At 72.6% G+C, this 16,666-nt stretch carries 13 protein-coding genes and 2 pseudogenes; 6 read left to right on the top strand and 9 right to left on the bottom strand.

Annotated features, from left to right (window positions below; genetic code table 11):
* Nucleotides 1-31 precede the first annotated feature (31 nt).
* Nucleotides 32-1,138 (top strand): PP2C family protein-serine/threonine phosphatase, encoded by a 1,107-nt coding sequence (locus tag NMK44_RS27610; protein WP_254747987.1) that lies wholly within the window; start codon nt 32-34, stop codon nt 1,136-1,138.
* A gap of 181 nt (nt 1,139-1,319) precedes the next feature.
* On the opposite strand, the pseudogene NMK44_RS42910 reads toward NMK44_RS27610, so the two are convergent.
* The 3 genes and pseudogenes from NMK44_RS42910 to NMK44_RS27600 form a co-directional block, all read right to left on the bottom strand.
* Nucleotides 1,320-1,701: pseudogene (locus tag NMK44_RS42910) on the bottom strand (ATP-binding cassette domain-containing protein); the annotation flags it as partial.
* A 483-nt stretch (nt 1,702-2,184) separates the two neighbouring features.
* Nucleotides 2,185-2,796, bottom strand: a pseudogene (locus tag NMK44_RS42905) (ATP-binding cassette domain-containing protein); the annotation flags it as partial.
* 272 nt (nt 2,797-3,068) lie between these two features.
* Nucleotides 3,069-5,210: a SpoIIE family protein phosphatase gene (locus NMK44_RS27600; protein WP_254747983.1), complete on the bottom strand. Its 2,142-nt coding sequence runs from the start codon at nt 5,208-5,210 to the stop codon at nt 3,069-3,071.
* Nucleotides 5,211-5,442: 232 nt separating this feature from the next.
* Between NMK44_RS27600 and NMK44_RS27595 the strand changes: the two genes are divergently transcribed.
* The gene (locus tag NMK44_RS27595; protein ID WP_254747981.1) at nt 5,443-6,657 is read left to right on the top strand and encodes a CaiB/BaiF CoA transferase family protein; all 1,215 of its coding nucleotides are present in this window, start codon (nt 5,443-5,445) and stop codon (nt 6,655-6,657) included.
* Here the strand turns inward: NMK44_RS27595 and NMK44_RS27590 are convergent.
* The 3 genes from NMK44_RS27590 to NMK44_RS27580 are packed head-to-tail and all read right to left on the bottom strand — an operon-like array spanning nt 6,629 to nt 9,267.
* Nucleotides 6,629-7,420 (bottom strand): FAD:protein FMN transferase, encoded by a 792-nt coding sequence (locus tag NMK44_RS27590; RefSeq protein WP_254747979.1) that lies wholly within the window; start codon nt 7,418-7,420, stop codon nt 6,629-6,631. The genes NMK44_RS27595 and NMK44_RS27590 overlap by 29 nt on opposite strands.
* The gene (locus NMK44_RS27585; RefSeq protein ID WP_254747978.1) at nt 7,413-7,847 is read right to left on the bottom strand and encodes an FMN-binding protein; all 435 of its coding nucleotides are present in this window, start codon (nt 7,845-7,847) and stop codon (nt 7,413-7,415) included. Before NMK44_RS27585 ends, NMK44_RS27590 begins: the two co-directional genes overlap by 8 nt.
* A gap of 52 nt (nt 7,848-7,899) precedes the next feature.
* Nucleotides 7,900-9,267: a ferredoxin reductase family protein gene (locus NMK44_RS27580; protein WP_374215351.1), complete on the bottom strand. Its 1,368-nt coding sequence runs from the start codon at nt 9,265-9,267 to the stop codon at nt 7,900-7,902.
* 181 nt (nt 9,268-9,448) lie between these two features.
* Between NMK44_RS27580 and NMK44_RS27575 the strand changes: the two genes are divergently transcribed.
* Both NMK44_RS27575 and NMK44_RS27570 read left to right on the top strand, forming a co-directional pair.
* A complete protein-coding gene (locus NMK44_RS27575) occupies nt 9,449-10,234 on the top strand; it encodes a response regulator transcription factor (RefSeq protein ID WP_302888715.1) in 786 nt (261 codons plus the stop codon).
* The gene (locus tag NMK44_RS27570) at nt 10,231-11,748 is read left to right on the top strand and encodes a sensor histidine kinase (protein ID WP_254747977.1); all 1,518 of its coding nucleotides are present in this window, start codon (nt 10,231-10,233) and stop codon (nt 11,746-11,748) included. Before NMK44_RS27575 ends, NMK44_RS27570 begins: the two co-directional genes overlap by 4 nt.
* Here the strand turns inward: NMK44_RS27570 and NMK44_RS27565 are convergent.
* Nucleotides 11,745-12,419, bottom strand: a complete 675-nt coding sequence (locus NMK44_RS27565; RefSeq protein ID WP_254747975.1) for a TetR/AcrR family transcriptional regulator — start codon at nt 12,417-12,419, stop codon at nt 11,745-11,747. The two genes, NMK44_RS27570 and NMK44_RS27565, sit on opposite strands and share 4 nt — an antisense overlap.
* Nucleotides 12,420-12,477: 58 nt before the next feature.
* Here NMK44_RS27565 and NMK44_RS27560 point away from each other — a divergent pair, with 58 nt between their 5' ends.
* Nucleotides 12,478-14,040, top strand: a complete 1,563-nt coding sequence (locus tag NMK44_RS27560; protein WP_308358582.1) for an FAD-binding oxidoreductase — start codon at nt 12,478-12,480, stop codon at nt 14,038-14,040.
* A gap of 57 nt (nt 14,041-14,097) precedes the next feature.
* Here NMK44_RS27560 and NMK44_RS27555 read toward each other — a convergent pair whose 3' ends face one another.
* Entirely contained in the window at nt 14,098-14,904 is an 807-nt protein-coding gene (locus NMK44_RS27555; protein WP_254747972.1) for a crotonase/enoyl-CoA hydratase family protein, read from the bottom strand.
* Nucleotides 14,905-15,164: 260 nt separating this feature from the next.
* On the opposite strand from NMK44_RS27555, the gene NMK44_RS27550 reads away from it, so the two are divergent.
* Nucleotides 15,165-15,395, top strand: a complete 231-nt coding sequence (locus NMK44_RS27550) for a DUF5133 domain-containing protein (RefSeq protein WP_254747970.1) — start codon at nt 15,165-15,167, stop codon at nt 15,393-15,395.
* A gap of 20 nt (nt 15,396-15,415) precedes the next feature.
* Here the strand turns inward: NMK44_RS27550 and NMK44_RS27545 are convergent, their stop codons facing one another.
* The gene (locus NMK44_RS27545) at nt 15,416-16,378 is read right to left on the bottom strand and encodes a DUF6194 family protein (protein WP_254747968.1); all 963 of its coding nucleotides are present in this window, start codon (nt 16,376-16,378) and stop codon (nt 15,416-15,418) included.
* Nucleotides 16,379-16,666 lie beyond the last annotated feature (288 nt).

The raw sequence follows: 16,666 nt of genomic DNA, 5'->3' as shown, positions 1-16,666 counted from the left end.
GCGGTGCGGGCCGGGCGGGCATGCTGGAGTCATGCCCCTCCGGCCGCTGACCTCCCTCCGCCGTTGCTGGCAGCCGGGCTGTACGACGGTGGTGCTGCCGCTCGGGCTGATCGCCGTGGTGTTCGTGGTGGACATCCTGTCGCCGTCCCATATCCACCTCGGACCGCTGCTGGTCGCGGCACCCGCGATCACCGTGGCCTTCGCCGGTGCCCGGCTGACCGCCCTGATCGGGGCCCTCGCGGTGGCCACCCAGGTGGCGATCGGGGTGGAGCGGGGAGTGCTCGACACCGCCAACATCCAGGCGCAGATCGGCGCGCTGCTCCTGGTGTCCACCCTGCTCGTGGGGTTCTGCCTGGTCCGGGACCGCCGGGAGCGGAAACTGCACCGGATGACCTCGGTGGCGGAGGCCGCCCAGCACGTCCTGCTGCGCCCGCTGCCGAACCGCAGCGGCCCGCTGGAGATCGCGCACCTCTATCTGCCCGCGGAGGCGGAGGCCGAGATGGGCGGCGATCTGTACGCGGCGGCCCGCACCGCGCACAGCACCCGGCTGCTGATCGCGGACGTCCGGGGCAAGGGACTGGCCGCGATCAGCCACGCCGCGCTGCTGCTGGGCGCCTTCCGCGCGGCCGCCCACCGCCAGGCCACCCTGCGCAACCTCGCCGTCCATCTGGACGGCGCGATGCGCTGGGACAGCGCGCAGTGGCGGGCCCGGGACGACGCGGACACCGAGGAGTCCTTCGCCACCGCCATGCTGCTGGACATCCCCGACGAGGAGCCGGTCGTCCACGTCATCAGCTGCGGCCATCCCCCGGCCCTGCGGCTCGGCCGGGACGGTGTCAGCGCGCTCCACCCCGGCGCCCACCACCTGCCGCTGGGGCTGGGCGGACTCAACGGGACGTCCGACTACCAGGCCGAGACGTTCCCCTTCGAGCGCGGTGAGCAACTGCTGCTCTACACCGACGGGGTGGTCGAGGCCCGCGACGCCGAGGGCGTCTTCTACCCGCTGGCCGAACGGGCCGCCGGCTGGACCCAGCGCCGTCCCGACGCGGTGGTGCGCCGGCTGCGCGAGGACCTCATCGCGCACATCGACGGCCACCTCGGCGACGATGCCGCCGTGGTGGCCGTCCGGCGGGGCTAGACGGCATCCGGCGCCGCGAGCAGTTCCTCCACCTCCTCGGCGCTGGTCTCCTGGAGTTCCTCCCCGAGGAGCAGCCAGCGGGTGATGCCGACCGAGCGCAGAAACGGCAGGTCGTGCGAGGCGATGAGCAGGGCGCCCTGAAAGGAGTCGAGCGCGCCGGTCAGCTGGCGGACACTGGCCGTGTCCAGGTTGTTGGTGGGTTCGTCCAGCATCAGCAACTGGGGGGCCGGGGCGGCGAGCATGGTCGCCGCGAGGGCGGCGCGGAAGCGCTCCCCTCCGGAGAGGGTGGCCGCCCGCTGTTCCGCCCGCGCCCCCTTGAACAGGAACCGCGCGAGCTGCGCGCGGATGTGCTGGTCCGTCACCCCGGGTGCGGTCCGGGCCACATTGGCCGCCACGCTCAGTTCTCCGTCCAGCACATCGAGGCGCTGGGGCAGGAAGCGCAGCGGCACCCATGCCCTGGCCTCGCCGGACAGCGGGGCGAGTTCGCCGGTCAGGGTGCGCAGCAGGGTGGTCTTGCCCGCTCCGTTGCGGCCGACCAGCGCGATGCGTTCGGGACCGTGCACCTTCAGGGTGCCCTCGCGCAGCCTGCCGTGGCGGAGGCGCAGTCCGTCCAGGCTCAGCACGGTGCGCCCCGCGGGTACGGCGGTGTGCGGCAGGGACACCCGGATCTCGGCGTCGTCGCGGATGGCGTCCGCGGCCTCCTCCCGGCGTTCACGCGCCTCCTCGAGCCGGCCCTCGTGGAGTCCGCGGAGCTTGTCGCCGGACTCCTGGGCGGACCGTTTGCGTTCTCCGGCGACGATCCTCGGTGCCCTGCGCTGGGCGTCCAGTTTCTTGCTCTGGCGCTGACGGCGGGCCACTTTGATGTGGGTCTCCTCCAGTTCGCGCTTCTGGCGGCGGACGTCGGCCTCGGCGGCACGCAGGGTGCGGGCGGCCGCCTCCTGCTGGGTGGCCACGGCCTCCTGGTAGGCGGACCAGCCACCGCCGTACCAGCTCACCGCGCCGGAGCGGAGTTCGGCCACCCGGTCCACCCGCTCCAGCAGTTCGCGGTCGTGGCTGACCACGACCAGCACCCCGGAGCGCCAGGAGTCCACGGCCTCGTAGAGGCGGCGACGCGCGAACAGGTCGAGGTTGTTGGTGGGTTCGTCGAGCAGCAGCACATCGGGGCGCTCCAGCAGCAGCGCGGCCAGGCGCAGCAGGACGGTCTCCCCGCCGGACATCTCGCCGACGGCACGGTCGAGTCCGATGCCGTCGAGCCCAAGGGAGCCCAGGGTGGCGAGGGCGCGTTCCTCGACGTCCCAGTCGTCGCCGAGGGCCTCGAAGTGCGCCTCGTCCACCTCCCCGGCCTCGATGGCGCGCAGCGCGGCGCGGCGCCGGGCGATACCGAGGGCCTGGTCGACGCGGAGTGTGGTGTCGAGGGTGAGGTTCTGCGGGAGGTGGGCCAGGGTGCCGCCGACGGTCACCGTCCCCCGGGCGGGTCGCAGCCGCCCGGCGAGCAGCCTCAGCAGGGTGGATTTGCCGGTGCCGTTGGTGCCGACCAGGCCGGTGCGGCCGCGGCCGATGGTCAGGGAGAGTCCGTCGAAGACCGGGGTGCCGTCGGGCCACTGGAAGCTCAGTGCGGAGCAGGTCACGGAGGTGCCGGGCACGGTGGTGTGGGCCATGTGGTTCTCGCAGTCGTCAGCGCGGAAAGGGGGCTTGGTGTGCGAGCACCACGCGGCGGCCGAGCCATGGGAAGGGGCTGCCCTGCGAAGGACGAGGGACGGCTGGGGCACCGAGGTCGGATCCACGCGGAGGGTCACGGGGCCGGAGAAACCGGCCGCGGGGTGACGGGCGTACGGCGGGTGCCGTACCGCGCGGTGATCGCGGACCTCAGATGCGCAACGTCCACCTCTATCGGAGACAACAGGACGCTGTCACTGTACCGCAGCCGCGCTCAGTGCGAGGTGCGGTGCGACATGCGGTGCGGGGTCCGGAAGCGCGACCAGCGCCGGGCGACCGGGTCCGCGCGCCGGGGTGTCCGGTGCACCCGGGCCAGGACCAGGACGGTGTCGTCGGCCGGGTCCCCGGGCACCATATGGTCCAGGATGCGGTCGGCGGCGGCCTCCAGCCCGTCGGGGGCCAGGTGCACCTGGGAGCGGAGCGCGTCGAGCCCCTTCCCCACGTCATGGGTGCGGCCCTCGATCAGCCCGTCGGTGTACAGCACGAAGACCGAGTCCTCGGGCAGTTCGGCGTCGGCGGTGCGGAACCGGCAGCCGCCGATGCCCAGCGGCACGCCCAGCACTTCGTCCAGCAGGTCGACCCGGTGGTCCGGGCGCAGCACCAGGGGCGGTGGGTGTCCTGCGCTGGCGAGGCGCAGATGTCCGGTGGTGGGGTCGTAGACGGCGTACAGACAGGTGGCCAGTTCGATGTTGGACTCCCGGGCGAACTGGTCGAGTTCGGCGAGGAGTTCACTGGGTTCGGGATCGTGGCGCGCCAGTGCGCTGGCGGTGATGCGCAATCGCCCCATGGCGGTGGCGGCGGGGATCCCGTGGCCCATGACGTCGCCCACCACCAGGGCGACGCGGTGGGCGGGCAGCCCGATCACGTCGTACCAGTCGCCGCCCACCTCGGTGATGCGCCCGCCGGGCAGATAGCGGTGGGCGATGTGCACATACGGGCTGTTCGCCAGGGAGTTGGGCAGCAGCGCGCGCTGGAGCCGGAGCGCGATGTCCCGCTCCTGGTTGTACAGCCGGGCGTTGTCCAGGCACAGCGCGGCCCGGGAGGCCAGTTCCCCGGCCAGGCCGCGGTCCTGCTCGGTGAAGCCCGGCCGGGACGAGGACCGCCCGAAGACGGCGATGCCCTGGACGGTCTTGCGGGCGATGAGGGGCGCGAAGAGCAGACTGGACAGACCGCTGTCGTGCAGCAGCCGGGCCCGCTCCTCGGTGAGCACGGTGCGGTTCAGGAAGTCGTCGTCCACCCGGGCCAGCGTCGGCCGTCCCGTCCGCAGCACCTCGTGGATGATCGACCCGGTCGGATACGTCACCACATCGAGCCCGCCGACCAGTTCGGTGGCGGGCGGCGGCAGGATGGTCTCGGCGGCGATCCGCCGGGTGACCAGGGGCCGGTCCGGGTCGAAGTCCAGCCCTTCCTCCGGGGATCGCATCACCTCCACCACCGCGCCGTCGCAGAAGTCCGGGACGGTGACGTCGACGACCTCCTGCCCGGTGATCCTGGTGTCCAGGGTGGTGCCGATCCGGGCGGCCGCCCGGTCCAGCAGGGCCAGCCGCTGCCGGGCGGCGGACGCCTCGACCAGGGCCTGTTCCCGGTCGGTCACATCGACCATCACCCCGCCCACCCCGAAGAAACGGATGCCGCCGGGGCGCGAGAGCGGGAAGAGGGACACCGACCACACCTGGTCGGTGTCCGGGTGCCCCTTGGTGCGCACTCCCACCAGGGTGCCCACGATCGGCCGTCCCACCTCGGCCACGGCGCTCAGCATGGCCGCGTACTCGCCGTTGTCCGAGGCGATCACGACCTCGTCGACATGGCGCCCCAGATGGGCTTCGACGGGGAGTCCGTCCATGTCGGCGAGGGTCTGGTTGACGTGGGCGTAGCGCAGGTCCTCGTCGAACATCACCAGACCGATGGGGCAGCTCTGGAAGAGCACGTCGAGGAAGGCCAGGTTGGTCTTCACCCGGTCCAGTTCATCGCCTCTGCTGCCCAGGGCGAGCACCACCGTCCGGCCGCCCACACCGGCCACCGGGAAGACCCGGAACGCCGCGTCGAGGTCACTGCCGTCCCGGTGGCGGGCGCGCACCCGGCCGCGCCAGTAGCCCTGGGTACGCCCCCGCTCCACCAGCCGGGTCCACGATCCGGCCACCCCGTCGGACGGACCGGTGAAGAGCATCTCGCCGGGCTGCGACAGCGCCTCCTGGGAGCGGTAGCCGAAGAGGTCCTGCGCGCCCGGCCCCCAGTAGCAGACGCGGTCGGACTCATCCACCGCGAAGACGGCCACCGCCACCCGCTCCAGCAGGGTGCCCGGCTCCGACCAGAGCGGCCCTCGCCCCGCCTCGTCGCTCTGCCGGTCTGCTGGCACCGGTCATCCCTCCGCGCTCGTGAAACGCAGTGACCCGGTCGCCCTCGAAGAGGGGGCCTCCCGATCCAGTCTGCGCCCTTCGCCCACGCGCCGAAAGGGAGCACGGAGGGTGCCCGTTCGGACACGTTCCGCAAATGGCGCCGACGGGGCGGGAGGGAGGCCGTACGGGCCGCCGGGCTCGTACCCTTGCCGCACCCGACAGCCCGTGTCCGACGCGTACCGAAGGTGGCCCATGACCAGCCCCGCACCCCATGGCGCGGCCCCGCTCGCGGGAATCCGCGTGGTCGACCTGTCCAAGATCCTGGCCGGACCGTATGTGACCATGTCGCTGGCCGATCTCGGCGCCGATGTCATCAAGGTCGAGCACCCGGACGGCGGCGATCCCACCCGGCGGTGGGGCCCGCCCTTCAACGGTCCCGACGCGGCGTACTACCTGGCCGCCAACCGCGGCAAACGCTCGGTGACGCTCGATCTGAAGTCCCCGGCCGGGCAGGAGGCGGCCCACCGGCTGATCGCCGACGCCGATGTCGTCGTGGAGAACTTCCGCCCCGGGAGCAGCCTCCAGGAGGAGTTCCGCTACGACCGGCTCAGCGAGGCCCATCCGCGGCTGGTGGTCCTGCATATCTCCGCGTTCGGCGAGACCGGCCCGCTGCGCTCCGAACCGGGCTACGACATGGTCGCGCAGGCCGCCGCCGGACTGATGTCCCTGACCGGTGAACCACAGGGCCCACCGGTCAAGGCCGGATACGCGATGGGCGACCTGGGGGCCGCGCTCTTCGGCACCATCGGAGTGGCCTCGGCCCTCGTCGAACGCGCCCGGACCGGCCACGGCCAGTACCTCACCACCTCGCTGTACGAATCCCAGCTCGCCCTGCACATCAACTGGGCCACCAGTTACTTCGCCACCGGACAGACCCCGACCCGGCTGGGTTCGGGGCATCCGAGCCTGGTCCCCTACCAGGCGTATCCGGCGTCGGACGGCCACTTCGTCATCGCGGTCGGCAACGACGCGCTGTGGCAACGCCTCTGCGCCCTGATCAACCGCCCCGACCTCGGGGACGACCCCCGGTTCAGCACCAACCGGGACCGGGTGGTCCACCGCGCCGAGCTCAACGCCGCGCTGGAGACGACCCTGCGCGGCCGGACCGTGGAGCACTGGTGCGCCACCCTCAAGGCGGGCGGTGTCCCCGTCACCCCGATCCGGACGCTCGACGAGGTCTACGGCTCCGAGCAGACCGCCGCGCTCGGCATCGTCCAGCAGGTGGCGCACCCCGTCGTCGGGACACTGGACCAGGTGGGGTTCCCGGTGAGCTACCGCGGTGTACGGCCGCCGGTGCGCACCGCGCCACCGCTGCTCGGTGAGCACAACCACGAGGTGCTCTCCGCGCTCGGTTACGACGCCGAGGAGATCCGGCGGCTCACCGAGCCGCCCCCGCCCGGTCGTTGACAGTCCCGCCCAGCGCGGCGAACCCCGGTGTCCACCAGGTGCGGCCGTCCGCGGTCAGCGCGAACGCCTCGACACCCGGCAGGGACGCCACCCAGTCACGGGCCCGCTCCCCCTTGACGAACGCGGCGGTGGCCAGGGCGTCCACCTCGGTCAGATGACGACCGACCAGGGTGATCGAGACCAGGGCGGTGGGCGGTGCGCCGGTCGCGGGGTCGAGGATGTGGTGACCGCGTTCGGCGGTACCGGAGGTGGCGACGGCCAAGTCCCGGCCCGACACCACGGCCGCCACCTCACCACCGCGCCACGGGTCGGCGATCCCGCACCGCCAGGGGCGGCCGGGTGCGGAACCGCCGCGCGCCTGGATGTCACCGCCGCCGTTGACCAGATGGTGGCGGGACCCGGCCGCGTACAGCATCCGGGAGGCGCGCTCGGTCGCCCACCCCTTCACCATCCCCGACGGATCGAGCCGCCCGCCCGGGGACGCGGTGAACGCCCCGCCGCTGCGGTGACCGGCACCGCGGCACAGCCGCAGCACCTCGGCCACCTCGGCATCGCACTCCGCGACCGTCAACTCCCCTCTCGCCAGCCGGCTGATCTGGCTGCCGGGCCGGTACGTGGAGAAGATCGCGTCCACCCGGTGCAGCCAGCACACGGCGTCACCGAGGGCGCTCTCGATCGCGGATGTGGCCGGGTCACGGATGTCGAAGGAGAACACCGTCCCCATGACCTCCTCGGTGTGGCACAGCCGGTGGCGTTCAGACATCGGCCCGGTCCAGGGCGCTCTGCAGGGAGGAGATATAGCCCTGGCTGGTGTAGGTGGCCCCCGAGACGGCGTCGATGTCCGCGCTCTGGGCGTCCAGCGCCCGCTGGGTGAGCTGCGGGACGGCCCCCGCGCTGGGGCCCTCGTCATGGACGCCTTCCAGGACGTCCACCTCGGTGAGCCTGGACTTCGCCAGGGTGATCCGGACCTGCACCGGGCCCCGCCGGGTCTCGACGACATCACCGGTGAAGCGGCCGGACACCGCGTCCGGTGACGCGCCGGTGGAGGTGTCGGCGGAGCCGTCGGCGGACGGGCGCGACGAGGGCGCGGCGGCGGGGGCGGGCCGATCGGGTTCCTGGTGCGGCTTCGCGTACAGCACCAGGAACAGCCCCAGCACGGTGGTGGCGGTGACCAGGACGGGACGCTTCATGGCAGTGGCTCCTCGACTTCGGGTACGGGTACGGCGGGTGGGGCGGCGGGGGTCAGAAGGCGAACGACTCGTGGTGGATACGGCGCCGGGGCACCCCGGCGCCCCGCAGGGCCCGCACGGCCGCCGCCGTCATCCCCGGCGGTCCGCACACGAAGGCGTCGTGGGAGGCCAGCCCGGGCACCAGCGCGGTCAGCGCCTCCGTCGTCAGCGGCGGCGCCTGGCCACCGGGCGCGCCGACGGCGTAGTGCACCCGGGCACCGCGCGCGGCGGCGATGTCATCGAGCTCACGGCGCAGCGCGAGATGTTCGGGACTGCGGGCGAAGTACACGAGCACCACCTCGCCGGGCAGCGTCTCGAACAGGGTGCGCAGCGGGGTGATGCCCACCCCGCCTGCCAGGAGCAGGGTCCGCTCACCGCGGGCCCGGGCGGCCGTGAACCCTCCGTAGGGGCCCTCCGCCCACACCCGGGTGCCGGGCCGCAGCCGGGCCACCGCGCGGGAATGGCCGCCGGCCTCCTTGACCGTGATGCGCAAGTGGCGGGAGTCGGGCGGCGCGGAGAGCGAGAAGGGATTGGCCGTCCACCACATGCCCCGCGCCAGGAAGCGCCAGCGGAAGAACTGGCCGGGCCGCGCGCCCAGCGCACCGAGCCGCTCACCGGTGAGGTACACCGACACCACACCCGGGGCCTCCGGATGGATCTCGGCCACCCGCAGCCGGTGGCGCAGCGCCCGCCGGACCGGGGTGATGAAGCGGAACCACAGCAGCAGGGCGGCCACCCCGAGGTAGAGGGCGTACCAGGCGGTGCGCGCCGCCGATGAGCCGAGGAAGTCCGAACCGTTGGACAACTGGTGGAAGAAGGCGAGGAAGACCGCGAGATAGGTGCAGAAGTGCAGGTAGTGCCAGGTCTCATAGCTCAGCCGGCGGCGCGCGGCACGGGCGGATACCACCCCGGTGGCCACCAGCAGCACCATCCCGGCCGTGGCCATCAGCATGTCCTCGTAGTGGAACACCAGGGTGGTGGTCTGGTCGATCACGTCCGTGCGGGACACCACCGCATAGCCCCAGATGATCAGCATGGTGTGCGCCAGGGCCAGGAAGACCGTGTACCGGCCGCCCATCGCATGCCACCGTGCCAGCCGGTCGCTGCCCACCCCCCGGTCCAGCGCCGGTATCCGCGCCATCAGCGCGAGCAGCACGGCACACGCGTAACCGGCCAGCAGTCCGGTGAGCCGCCCCGCACCGGTCAGCCAGCCGTCCAGTCCGACGACCGCGGGGGTGTTGCGCCACCACAGGACGAGAACGGCGGCGGCCCCCGCGTGGATCAGGGTCAGCACCACGGCCGGGGGCAGCCCGCGGCTGACCGGGGGCGGTGCGGAACGCGGCAGCCGGCGGCTGCAGCCGGTGTGCTCGATGGCGGTCACGGTGATCTCCCTCCACGGGCGGACACGACACCGGTGGGGCGCGGCTGCGGACCGCGGCACCACCGGTGGCGGACACCGTGGCAACCGTTCCTCTGGGTTTCCTCTGAGAACGGGCCCTGGCATGCTCGGGACGCCGGATTCAGAGGAAACACAGAGGTTGGCACGGGAGACTGCGGGCACCATGGAGAATCTCGACACCCCCGCGGCGGCACCGGCCGGACTGCACCGCACCGACGGCACCCCGGTGCGGGTGCTGGTCGTGGACGACGAACCCGATCTGGCCGGCATCCTGTCCGATGTGCTGCGCTACGAGGGCTGGCAGGTGCGCACCGCGGGCAGCGGCGAGGACGCGCTCACCGCCGCCCGTGACTTCCGTCCCGACGCGGTGGTGCTCGATGTGATGCTCCCCGACATCGACGGCCTCCAGGTGCTGCGGCGGCTGCGCGCCGAGTCGCCCGGGGTCTGTGTGCTGTTCCTCACCGCGCGGGACGCGGTGGAGGACCGCATCGCCGGGATCACCGCGGGCGGCGACGACTACGTGACCAAACCCTTCAGCCTCGAGGAGGTGCTCGCCCGGCTGCGCGGGCTGCTGCGCCGGGCGGGGATGGCCCGCGCGACGCACTCCGCGCAACTGCTGACCTTCGGGGACCTGGTGATGGACGAGGACGCCTGCGAGGTCTCGCGCGGCGGACAGGTGGTGGACCTGACGCCCACCGAGTTCGAGCTGCTGCGGTTCCTGCTGCGCAATCCCCGGCGGGTGCTCAGCAAGGCCCAGATCCTCGACCGGGTGTGGAGCTATGACTTCGGCGGCCAGGCACATGTGGTCGAGCTCTACATCAGCTATCTGCGCAAGAAGATCGACGCCGGTCGCAGTCCGCTGATCCACACCGTGCGCGGGGTCGGCTACGTCCTCAAACCGGATCCCCGGTCCGACGTCCGCCCCGAACACGGACCGGACCCGCGATGAGAGTCCCCTCCGCCCTGGTCCCGCGCAGTCTGCGCGCCCGGCTCACCGCGGGGGTGGTGGCGCTGCTGGCGGTGGCGTGCGTCGCGGTCGGGATCGCCACCTCCGCCGCCCTCGAGGGGTTTCTGCTGCAACGCCTGGACCAGCAGCTCAACGCGGTGGGCGGCCACTTCCCCGCCAGTCTGAACCCCGTCCCGGTGGCGGCGCGGAGCGATGTCACCCAGGACCGTTCCGGTGCCGGCCGCTCCGGCTCCACCGACCCCGCGGACCCCGCCGGTCCGGACACCCGCGGCCAGGCCTCGGGCACCTTCGGCGCCTGTGTCCTGAACGGAACGGTGACCCAGGCCGCCGTCGTCGGCGACCGCACCGAGACCTCCGTACGGCTCAGCGACGCCGACCGGCGCACCCTGGCCGACGTGCCGGTGGACGGGCGCGGCCACAGCGTCACCCTGTCCTCCCTGCGCGAGTACCGGGTGATGGCGGCCCACGGCAAGGGGGATGTGCTAATCACCGGACTGCCGCTGGAGCCGGTCGAGGAGACCGTCGAGCGGCTGCGCCTGGTCGAGGGCGTGGTGTTCGGGGCGGCCCTGCTGGCCACCGGAGTCGCCGGCGCGGTGGGCGTCCGGCTCTCGCTGCGCCCGCTGCGCCGGGTGGCGGCCACCGCCTCCGGAGTGGCCCGGCTGCCGCTGGCGGGCGGTGAGGTGGCGGTGACCCAGCGGGTGCCGGACACCGATCCGCGCACCGAGGTCGGCAAGGTCGGCTCGGCGTTCAACCGGATGCTCCAGCACGTGGAGGACGCCCTCGCCCGTCGGCACGCCAGCGAGGAACGGCTGCGCCGGTTCGCCGCGGACGCCAGCCATGAGCTCCGCACCCCGGTGGCCTCCATCCGCGGCCATGCCGAACTGGCCCTGCGCCACCCCGATCCCATGCCGGACAAGGTGCGCCAGGCGCTGGACCGGGTCCGGTGCGAATCGGTGCGGATGGGCGAGCTGGTCGATGACCTGCTGCTGCTCGCCCGTCTTGACGCGGGACGCCCGCTCGCCGCGGAACCGGTGGATCTGACCCGGCTGGTGCTGGACGCGGTCAGCGACGCCCGCGCCGCCGGACCGGACCACCGCTGGGTGCTCGAACTCCCCGAGGAACCGGTGGTGGTGAGCGGGGACGGCCGCGGACTCCAGCAGGTGCTGACCAATCTGCTGGCCAACGCCCGCACCCACACCCCGGCGGGCACCACCGTGACCGTACGTCTGGTGTACCGGGACGACGGGGTGGAGTTCATGGTGGAGGACGACGGCCCCGGTGTGCCGCCCGCCCAGCAGGCCACCGTCTTCGACCGTTTCGTACGGGCCGGTGACGGGCGGAGCCGCACCGGCGGCGGCACCGGTCTGGGTCTGGCCATCACCCATGCCGTGACCACCGCCCACGGTGGCCGGGTGGACCTCGTCAGCCACCCGGGCCACACGGTCTTCCGGGTGCGGCTGCCGGGGTCCGCGGACGGCGCGGCGGACGCACTCTAGGAGTCCCGCTCCGCCGCGCGGCCCGCGCCGAGCGCCGCCAGGAACAGCCGCTCGCACCGCTCGGCCATGTCCCGGGCCGATTCACCGGGGTGGCGGGTCCACCAGACCACCAGTGAGCCGACCACCCCGGTCCACACGTGCTTGAGGGCGGCCGCGTCCCGGGGGTCGTCGAAGCCCCGGGTGTTCAGCAGGTCCTCCGTGCCGCGCGCCGCCATACCGTCGATGGCCGCGCGGTACCGGTGCGCGGTCTCCGCCGGTTCCCCGGTGTCCGGAAGCGTGGGGTCGTACAGCAGGAACCACCCCTGGCGCTGCCCCTCCAGGGCCTCGAAGACCGCGCGCAGCACCGCCACCGGGGTGTCGGAGGTGGTGGCACCGTCCATCGCCTCCGCGATGGCCGTGCTCAGCCGGTCGCCGATACGCCGCAGGGCCGCCAGATAGAGACCGTCCTTGGAGCCGAAGTACTGGTAGAGCAGGGGTTTGGTCACCCCGATGACACCGGCGAGGTCGGCCATCGAGACCTGTGCATAGCCACGGGTGCCGAACTCCTCGATCGCGGCGGCGAGGATCTGCTCCTCCCGCCGGTGCCGGGGCACACCCTTGGAACCCGCCTTGGCGGGGCCCGTGCCCTCCGCCGTCGATCCCCGTACCGGTCGCCCTCTTGTGCTCGCCATGGGCTCGATCTTACCTTGAGGTAATATACCGATGGGTAAATTCCTGGGAGGCGCGTCCATGAAGACCAGATCGTGGTGGGGCTGGGGCTGGGAGCAGGAGGCCCTCACCGACGCCGAATGCGCGGACCTCGGTGCGCTGGTGCCCGGCACCTCGGCGGTGCCGCTCCCGGTGCCCGCCCTCGCCGATGCGGCACCGCCCGCGCCCCGGCTCACCGCCCCCGCCTCGCTCGCCGGGATCATGTCCGCCGACCCCGCCGACCGCGTGGCGCACACCATGGGCAAGGCGTACCGCGATGTCGTCCGGGCGCTGCGCGGCCGGCCGGGCCGGGCGCCCGACCTGGTGGCGTTCCCCGAGGCGGAGGGGGAGGTGGTCGACCTCCTCGACTGGGCCTGCGGGGAAGGGATCGCGGTCATCCCCTTCGGCGGCGGAAGCTCCGTCGTCGGCGGGGTGGAGTACCGGGGTGAGGACCACCCCGCCGTACTGTCCCTGGATCTGACCCGGATGAACCGCGTCCTGGAGGTCGACCCGGTCAGCCGCGCGGCGCGCATCCAGGCGGGCGCCCTCGGGCCGGTCCTCGAAGGGCAGCTGCGCGCCCATGACCTGACGCTGCGGCACTATCCGCAGAGCTTCGAGTTCTCCACCCTCGGCGGCTGGCTGGCCACCCGCGCCGGTGGCCACTACGCCACCCTGCACACCCGCATCGACGACTTCACCGAGTCGCTGCGGGTGGTCACCCCCGTCGGCATCAGCGCCTCACGACGGCTCCCGGGATCGGGCGCCGGCCCCTCGCCGGACGGACTCTTCCTCGGCTCCGAGGGCACCCTCGGCGTCATCACCGAGGCGTGGATGCGCCTCCAGGCCCCGCCGCGCCACAAGGCGTCCGCGTCCGTCACCTTCGAGGACTTCGGCCACGCCATGGAATGCGTACGGCAGTTGGCCCAGTCCGGACTGCACCCGGCCAACTGCCGGCTGCTGGATCCGGGGGAGGCCGAGCTGTCCGGAGCGGATCAGGGCGGACGCAGTGTGCTCGTCCTCGGCTTCGAATCGGCGCACCACCCCGTGGACGGCCCTCTGGAGACGGCCCTGGAGACGGCCCGCGCGCACGGCGGCACCGTCCGGCGGAGCGAGGGCGGCGCCGATGACTCGGTGGCGGCGTGGCGGTCGGCCTTCCTGCGGATGCCCTACATCCGGGACGGGCTGGCGCGGATGGGCGCGATCGTGGAGACGTTCGAGACCGCGTGCACCTGGGACCGGGCGCCGGAGCTGTACGAGGCGATCCACCGCGAGGTCGGTGCCGCGGTGGCGAAGGTCACCGGTACACCCGCCAGGATCACCTGCCGGTTCACCCACGTCTATCCGGACGGACCCGCCCCCTACATCACGGTGATCGCGGCGGGGCGCCCCGGTTCGGAGGTGGCGATGTGGGACGACATCAAACAGGTGGCCTGCGAGGTGCTGGATGCCCATGGCGCCACCATCACCCATCACCACGCAGTCGGGCGTGACCACCGCCCGGGCTACGACCGCCAGCGGCCCGAGCCGTTCGCGCTCGCCCTCGACGCGGCCAAACGCGCCCTCGACCCCCGCGGTGTGCTCAACCCGGGGGTGCTGGTGCGCTGACCGCCCTTGCCAGGACCCACAGGCGCCGCCGGGAACGGCTCCCGGCGGCACCCACGGTCAACGTCCCTGGAACTCCGCCGGCCTGCGCTCCAGGAAGGACGCGACCCCCTCGGCGGCGTCCTCGGTGCGGAACAGGTCGGCCACGCCCTGGGTGAGCCGCTCGGCGGCGGGCCGATGGCCCTCGACCCGGGCCCGGCGGGCCGAGGCCAGCGTGGCTCGCACGGCCAGCGGGGCGGCGCGGCGGGCGATGTGCTCGGCCAGCTCCACCGCGCGGTCCCGCTGGGTGCCGGGGTCCACGACCTCCTGGACCAGTCCGATCCGCAGTGCCTCCGCGGCGTCGAACTCGTCCCCGGTCAGCAGCCAGCGCATCGCGTTGCCCCATCCGGCGTCCTGGGGGAAGCGGATGGTGGCCCCGCCGAACGGGTAGATGCCACGCTGCACCTCGAGTTGGGAGAAGCGGGTGTCGGCGGCGGCGATACGGATGTCGGACGCCAGCAGCAGTTCGATCCCGAGGGTGAGGCAGCGCCCCTGGACGGCCGCGACCACCGGCTTGGTGCGGTCCCGGCCGACCAGTCCCCACGGGTCGACCCCGTCGCCCTCCGTGAGGAACTCGGCGCCTTCGGCGATCCGGGGCGCCACGTCCGCCAGGTCCAGTCCGGCGGTGAAGTGGTCACCGTGGGCGAACAGCACACCGACCCATGCCTCGGGGTCGTCCTCGAGCCGCTGGTAGGCGCGGGCCAAGGCCTGGAGCATCTCCAGGTTGCACGCGTTGCGCTTGTCCGGGCGGTTCAGTCCTATCAGCAGGACATGGCCGCGCAACTCCTCCGTCACCACGGGTGCGTTGTCCGCGTCGTGCTCCGTCATCAGCCGGCCCCTGTCCCTTCGTGGCGTTCCCGTATCTACCAGTGAGTAACTATGGTGCAGAGCATAATCACCAGTCAAGGGCGGCGAGGCCGGATGGCCGGAACCGGCGCGGTCATGAGCAGCTCGGTGATCAGCCCGGCATACCGGCTCCACACCGGGGTACGCGAGCCGTGGCGAGGAAGGGCGGCGCCCGGCACACGGGCTCCCGCACCGCCCCCGCACCGAACGCACCACCCCTGTCGACAGGAAGGACCCCTTCCGTGCTGATGGCCCACCCCGTCGTGCTCCACCGGCTCATCGGGCAGTACGAGACCCTCCGGATGCTGCACGCAGAACAAGGCGGCAGCGATGTACGGCAGCGGATGGACGACCTCGCCTACACCCTCTGCGTCTCCACCGGCACCCGTGATGTGGACGCCGCACTGATCGCGGCCCGCCATCAACTGCCCGGAGCCCGGGTGGAGGACGATTCGGCCGTCGTCGCCACCTGAGCTGCCCCGGTCCGGGCGGATCAGGGCAGCAGCGGGCGCACCGCCGCCCAGGCGCGGAGCCGGTCCCGGACCGGTCCCGGCCGCATATGGCCGATCAGCTCCTCCAGATGGGCCGTCATGTTCTTGTGCCGGCGCAGCTCCCTCATCCGCTCGATCCCGAGGTCCGTTCCGTGCGCGGCCAGCGCGCTGGCCTCGGCCGGACCCAGCTCGAGCGCGTCGAGGGTGTCGCCCGCCAGGGTCTCGGGGTTCCAGTCGCCACCACGGTCATCGGGGCCGAGACGCTCGATGACCCACATCCGGAGCAGGAATTCCTGGGTGCGGGACCGCGCCCGGTGCGAGGGCCCGCCGGTCGCCTGCCGCCGGCTCGCCTCCAGCGACACCGCCGCCCACCGCAGCCGCTCCTCCCGGGACCGGCCGTCCTCGTACGCGCGGTCCTGGGCGAGCAGACGCGCCGCCTCCAGCTCCTGCCCGTGGGCCTCGCCCACGAAGGCCCGGAAGTGTTCCTCCACCAGTGACCGCAACGAGCGGGCCCGCTCGTTGCGGTACTTGCGGGCGGCGAACGCGTGCGCCTCGGCCAGCAGCGGTTTCACCTCCTCGAAGGTGGCCTCGCCCGGCTCCACCACGCACATCCAGTACTGCGCCGCGTAGACCGGGTGCGGCATGAGCGCATCCCGCCGCGCGTAGTCGTATCCGGTGTCCAGGACGCCGTTCTCGGCACGCCGGGTGGGGGCGGCGCCGAACCGCGCGGTGTACGCGGCCTTCGGCAGCCCGATGTTGAGCCGGTAGGCGCCCGTGCGGTTCAGGTCGGACACCTGGTCGTAGGTGTCGCCCGTGACGAGGGTGACGAAGGGGAACTGGCGATGAGCCGGGAGGTCGGCGTCCGGGTCGTACATGACGAACGTGTCCCCGGAGTTCTCCACGGCGTTGATCCCCACGAAGGTGTCACGCAGATAGCGCTCCACATCACCGATGTCCATGGCCATGGCCCCTCCCATCAGGAAAAACAACTCTTCAAGCGTCTCATTGAAGTGGTGAGTTGAGAGTTCTCACGCCATCCGGCGCAGCACGGGCCGGTATCCGCGGGCGAAGGTCCGCCGCTGGTCTCAAGCAGCCGGTTTCAGCCCTGAAGAGCCGTTGCCCGCACCCGGCGCCACGCTCGGTGGTCCGTTACGCACCCGGAGCCATCATCGCTTGGCACACTATTTCTCCGGAAGCCACGGCGCCGTGGAGTGTCATAGCCTGGGATTCCAGAGGTGCAGGCGGTACGAGAT

This window comes from Streptomyces cucumeris, assembly GCF_024295805.1.
Lineage (GTDB): Bacteria > Actinomycetota > Actinomycetes > Streptomycetales > Streptomycetaceae > Streptomyces > Streptomyces cucumeris.
This window is presented reverse-complemented; position numbering and strand designations above follow the sequence as displayed.